This window comes from Flavobacterium macrobrachii, assembly GCF_014486675.1.
Lineage (GTDB): Bacteria > Bacteroidota > Bacteroidia > Flavobacteriales > Flavobacteriaceae > Flavobacterium > Flavobacterium macrobrachii.
Map to the genome: position 1 here is coordinate 1 of NZ_JACTAC010000123.1, position 3,523 is coordinate 3,523.

General features: G+C 31.1%; 4 protein-coding genes and 1 tRNA gene. 2 read left to right on the top strand and 3 right to left on the bottom strand.

Going from position 1 to position 3,523, the window contains the following annotated elements:
- Positions 1 to 16: 16 nt before the first annotated feature.
- From pth to IAI56_RS15340, 3 genes are all read right to left on the bottom strand, one after another.
- Complete coding sequence (pth, locus tag IAI56_RS15330) at positions 17 to 583, bottom strand: aminoacyl-tRNA hydrolase (protein ID WP_317192413.1); 567 nt, start codon at positions 581 to 583, stop codon at positions 17 to 19.
- A 139-nt stretch (positions 584 to 722) separates the two neighbouring features.
- Positions 723 to 1,331, bottom strand: a complete 609-nt coding sequence (locus IAI56_RS15335; protein WP_187658694.1) for a 50S ribosomal protein L25/general stress protein Ctc — start codon at positions 1,329 to 1,331, stop codon at positions 723 to 725.
- A 75-nt stretch (positions 1,332 to 1,406) separates the two neighbouring features.
- The gene (locus IAI56_RS15340; RefSeq protein WP_187658695.1) at positions 1,407 to 2,348 is read right to left on the bottom strand and encodes a ribose-phosphate pyrophosphokinase; all 942 of its coding nucleotides are present in this window, start codon (positions 2,346 to 2,348) and stop codon (positions 1,407 to 1,409) included.
- Between the two features lie 217 nt (positions 2,349 to 2,565).
- Between IAI56_RS15340 and IAI56_RS15345 the strand changes: the two genes are divergently transcribed.
- Together IAI56_RS15345 and IAI56_RS15350 are read left to right on the top strand one after the other, a co-directional pair.
- A tRNA-Leu gene (locus IAI56_RS15345) sits at positions 2,566 to 2,645 on the top strand.
- 301 nt (positions 2,646 to 2,946) lie between these two features.
- Positions 2,947 to 3,378, top strand: coding sequence for a DUF3800 domain-containing protein (locus IAI56_RS15350; RefSeq protein ID WP_187658696.1), 432 nt, complete (start codon positions 2,947 to 2,949; stop codon positions 3,376 to 3,378).
- Positions 3,379 to 3,523 lie beyond the last annotated feature (145 nt).

A 3,523-nucleotide genomic window follows, 5' to 3' on the forward strand; every position in this document is an offset into this window, starting at 1 on the left:
AATTTTCGGAGCTTTTTTATTTCCCATTATATTCATTCATAGTATTACTTAAACCTGCCAAGGCAAATGACCGAATTACCTTTGCCGCTACTTCTAATCGTTCTATTAGTATAGAATTTTCCTCAGATGTCCATTCGCCAAGAACATAATCCACTTGTTGTCCTTTTTTGAATTGATCACTAATCCCAAAACGAAATCGTGGATATTCAACAGTATTTAAAACGGCCTGAATACTTTTTAAACCGTTATGTCCACCATCACTTCCTTTTGCCTTTATTCGAATGGTTCCAAAAGACAAATTTAAATCATCTGTTATTACTAAAATATTCTCTTTTTCAATATTCTCTTTTTCCATCCAATATTTTATCGCTTTTCCACTCAAGTTCATATACGTACTTGGTTTTAGCAAAAATAACTTTCTACCTTTGATATTGTATTCGGCTACATCGCCTAACTTTTGTGTTTGAAAAGTTATACTTTCTTCTTTGGCTAAATAATCCAATACTTTAAAACCAATATTGTGTCTTGTATTTTCATATTCTTGTCCAATGTTGCCCAGTCCAACAATTAAAATTTTTTTCATTGTGTTCGTTTCTTGACTATTTCTTTTTCCGAAAAATCTATTCCAAAAATTCATTTGGCAAAAATAATCCAAAATAATTGTAAAATAAAAAAAGCACCAGTTATAAACTGATGCTTTCTTTTGTATAAGGTTTTGAAAATTATTTTTTCTTTCCTTTTGCTGGAGCTTTTGCTGCTTTTGCTGCTTCTTGAGCTGCTTTCATTGCCGCACGAGAAATCTTCACTTGACAAACTACAGTGTTATCTGGGTGCATTAATTTGAAATTGTTTACTTCTAATTTAGTAACATACAATTTATTACCCATTTGTAATTCTGAAATGTTTGCTTCAACAAAATCAGGAAGGTTTTTAGGTAAAGCTTTTACTTTCAATCTACGTTGGTTTAAACGTAAATCACCTCCTAATAATACACCTGGAGATGTACCAACAATTTTAACTGGTACTTCCATGATGATTTCTTTTTTCTCATCCAATTGGAAGAAATCAATGTGAAGAATTTTGTCTGATATTGGATCAAACTGAATGTCTTGTAAAATAGCATCAGTTGTTTTTCCATTCAAATCCACTACAACAGTGTGTGCGTTTGGAGTGTAAACCAAGCTTTTGAATGCTTTTTCTTCTGCTGCAAAATGTACTGGTTGTTTTCCTCCGTAAATAACACACGGAACCATTCCAGCATCACGTAAGGCTTTAGTAGCTTTTTTGCCTACGCTTTCTCTTTCTTGTCCTTTAATCGTAATCGATTTCATTTAAAAATATTTATAGTTAATAATAAAATACTTGTTCACTTTAATGAATAGGATTGCTTATAGGCAGCAATATTATTACATTAAAAATTTCCCACTAATGGAACTGTTGTGCTGCACCATATTCATTACTTCTGCAAAAAGTGGCGCACAACTTACCACTCTTATTTTGTTTGATTCTTTCTTTAATGGAATAGAATCGGTAACTATTAATTCGGTCAACTTTGAGTTTTCTATTTTTTCATAAGCGTCACCCGAAAGGATAGCATGAGTACAAATCGCTCTAACACTTATTGCACCTTTTTCAATCATCAAATCGGCTGCTTTTGCCAAAGTTCCTCCGGTATCAACCATATCGTCAACCAAAATAACATTTCTTCCTTTCACTTCACCAATCAATTCCATAGTATCAATGATGTTAGCAGCTTTTCGTTGTTTGTAACAAATTACAACATCCGATTCTAAAAACTTAGAATAAGCATATGCTCGTTTTGATCCACCCATATCTGGAGAAGCTATTGTCAAATTCTCCAACTGTAAACTTTTCACATAAGGCAAAAAGATTGTGGAAGCAAACAAGTGATCAACTGGTTTTTCAAAAAAACCTTGAATTTGATCTGCGTGTAAATCCATCGTCATAATTCGGGTTGCTCCAGCAGTTTCCAATAATTTTGCTATTAGTTTTGCTCCTATTGGAACTCTAGGCTTGTCTTTTCTATCTTGTCTTGCATAGCCAAAATATGGAATAACCGGAGTTATATGTCTTGCTGATGCTCTTTTTGCTGCATCAATCATCAACAATAATTCCATTAAATTATCTGCACTTGGAAAAGTAGAACAAACAATAAAAACTCTAATTCCTCTTATTGATTCTTCAAAAGAAGGTTGAATTTCACCATCACTAAATTTTGAGAACGTTACTTTTCCTAGTGGAACTCCATAGTTTTTAGCTATTTGTTCGGCTAGATGAACGCTTTGCGAACATGCAAATATCTTTGCTTCAGGTTCAAAATGCGACATTATAATTTGTTGTTTTTATTTCGATTAATTCAAATCATTTTGCATTTAGCATAACAATTATAATCTCCTCGAATGTAGTTAGTTAGTTGTGTGTTGCTTTTACGCGGTGCAAATTTAGGAATTAAATTCAACTCTGAAAGCATATTTTTAAGTATTTTTTTGATTCTATGAAGAATTTTTATTTACATTTGCACCCACAAAACACAAATACCGTAATGCCCGGATGGCGGAATTGGTAGACGCGCACGACTCAAACTCGTGTTCTTAGGAGTGTGGGTTCGATTCCCACTCCGGGTACTTTAAAAATCTCTAAAATATTGAAATTCAATAATTTAGAGATTTTTTACTTTATTACTCCCCTAAAATTCCCCTAAAATCAATTAAAATTTACTCTCTCAATTATAATTAATTATCCTTATTTTCCAGTTTTTAAAACACAAACTAGTAAAAATCAACCATCTCTTTGCTTTTTTTTGCTGGGATATTTCCGAAAAACTGATTATAACTATAAGTATGTTTGAAACTTTTTATTTTTTGTTTTTAACAATTAATTAAATATTTCCATACTATTTATAAATTTGACACTTAATCAATTATCATGAGCAACAGAACAAGTATATACTGTGATGAAAGTTCACATTTAGAAAACGAAAAAAATATAATCATGGGATTAGGTGCTATAACATGCCCTACTGACAAAAAAGACATTGTTTTCAGAAGAATAAGAGAGTTTAAGATAAAACATGGTTTACCAAAAAATTTTGAAATAAAATGGACAAAAGTATCCTCTAGAAAAATTAATTTTTACATGGATTTAATTAATTACTTTTTCGATGTTGAATACTTAGGCTTTAGGAGTATAATAATTGACAAAAGCAAGCTTAACCACGAAATACTCGATTCTGACCATGATGAGTTTTATTATAAAATGAATTTTTTACTTATTAAACAACTTTTACGACCTTCTGAACAACGTTTTTTTCGCACTTCCAAAAACGAATATTGCAATTATCAAGCCGAAATCACGTGAACAAACTTTAAACGGACTTATTAAGTACATTGTAAAGTTACGTAATTATTAGTCTTTGTTATTTTAAGATTATATTAATTTTTAATTTTTTTTTAATCTTGTTACACAACATACATTTATTACACTAGAGCAGTAAAGATAGAGC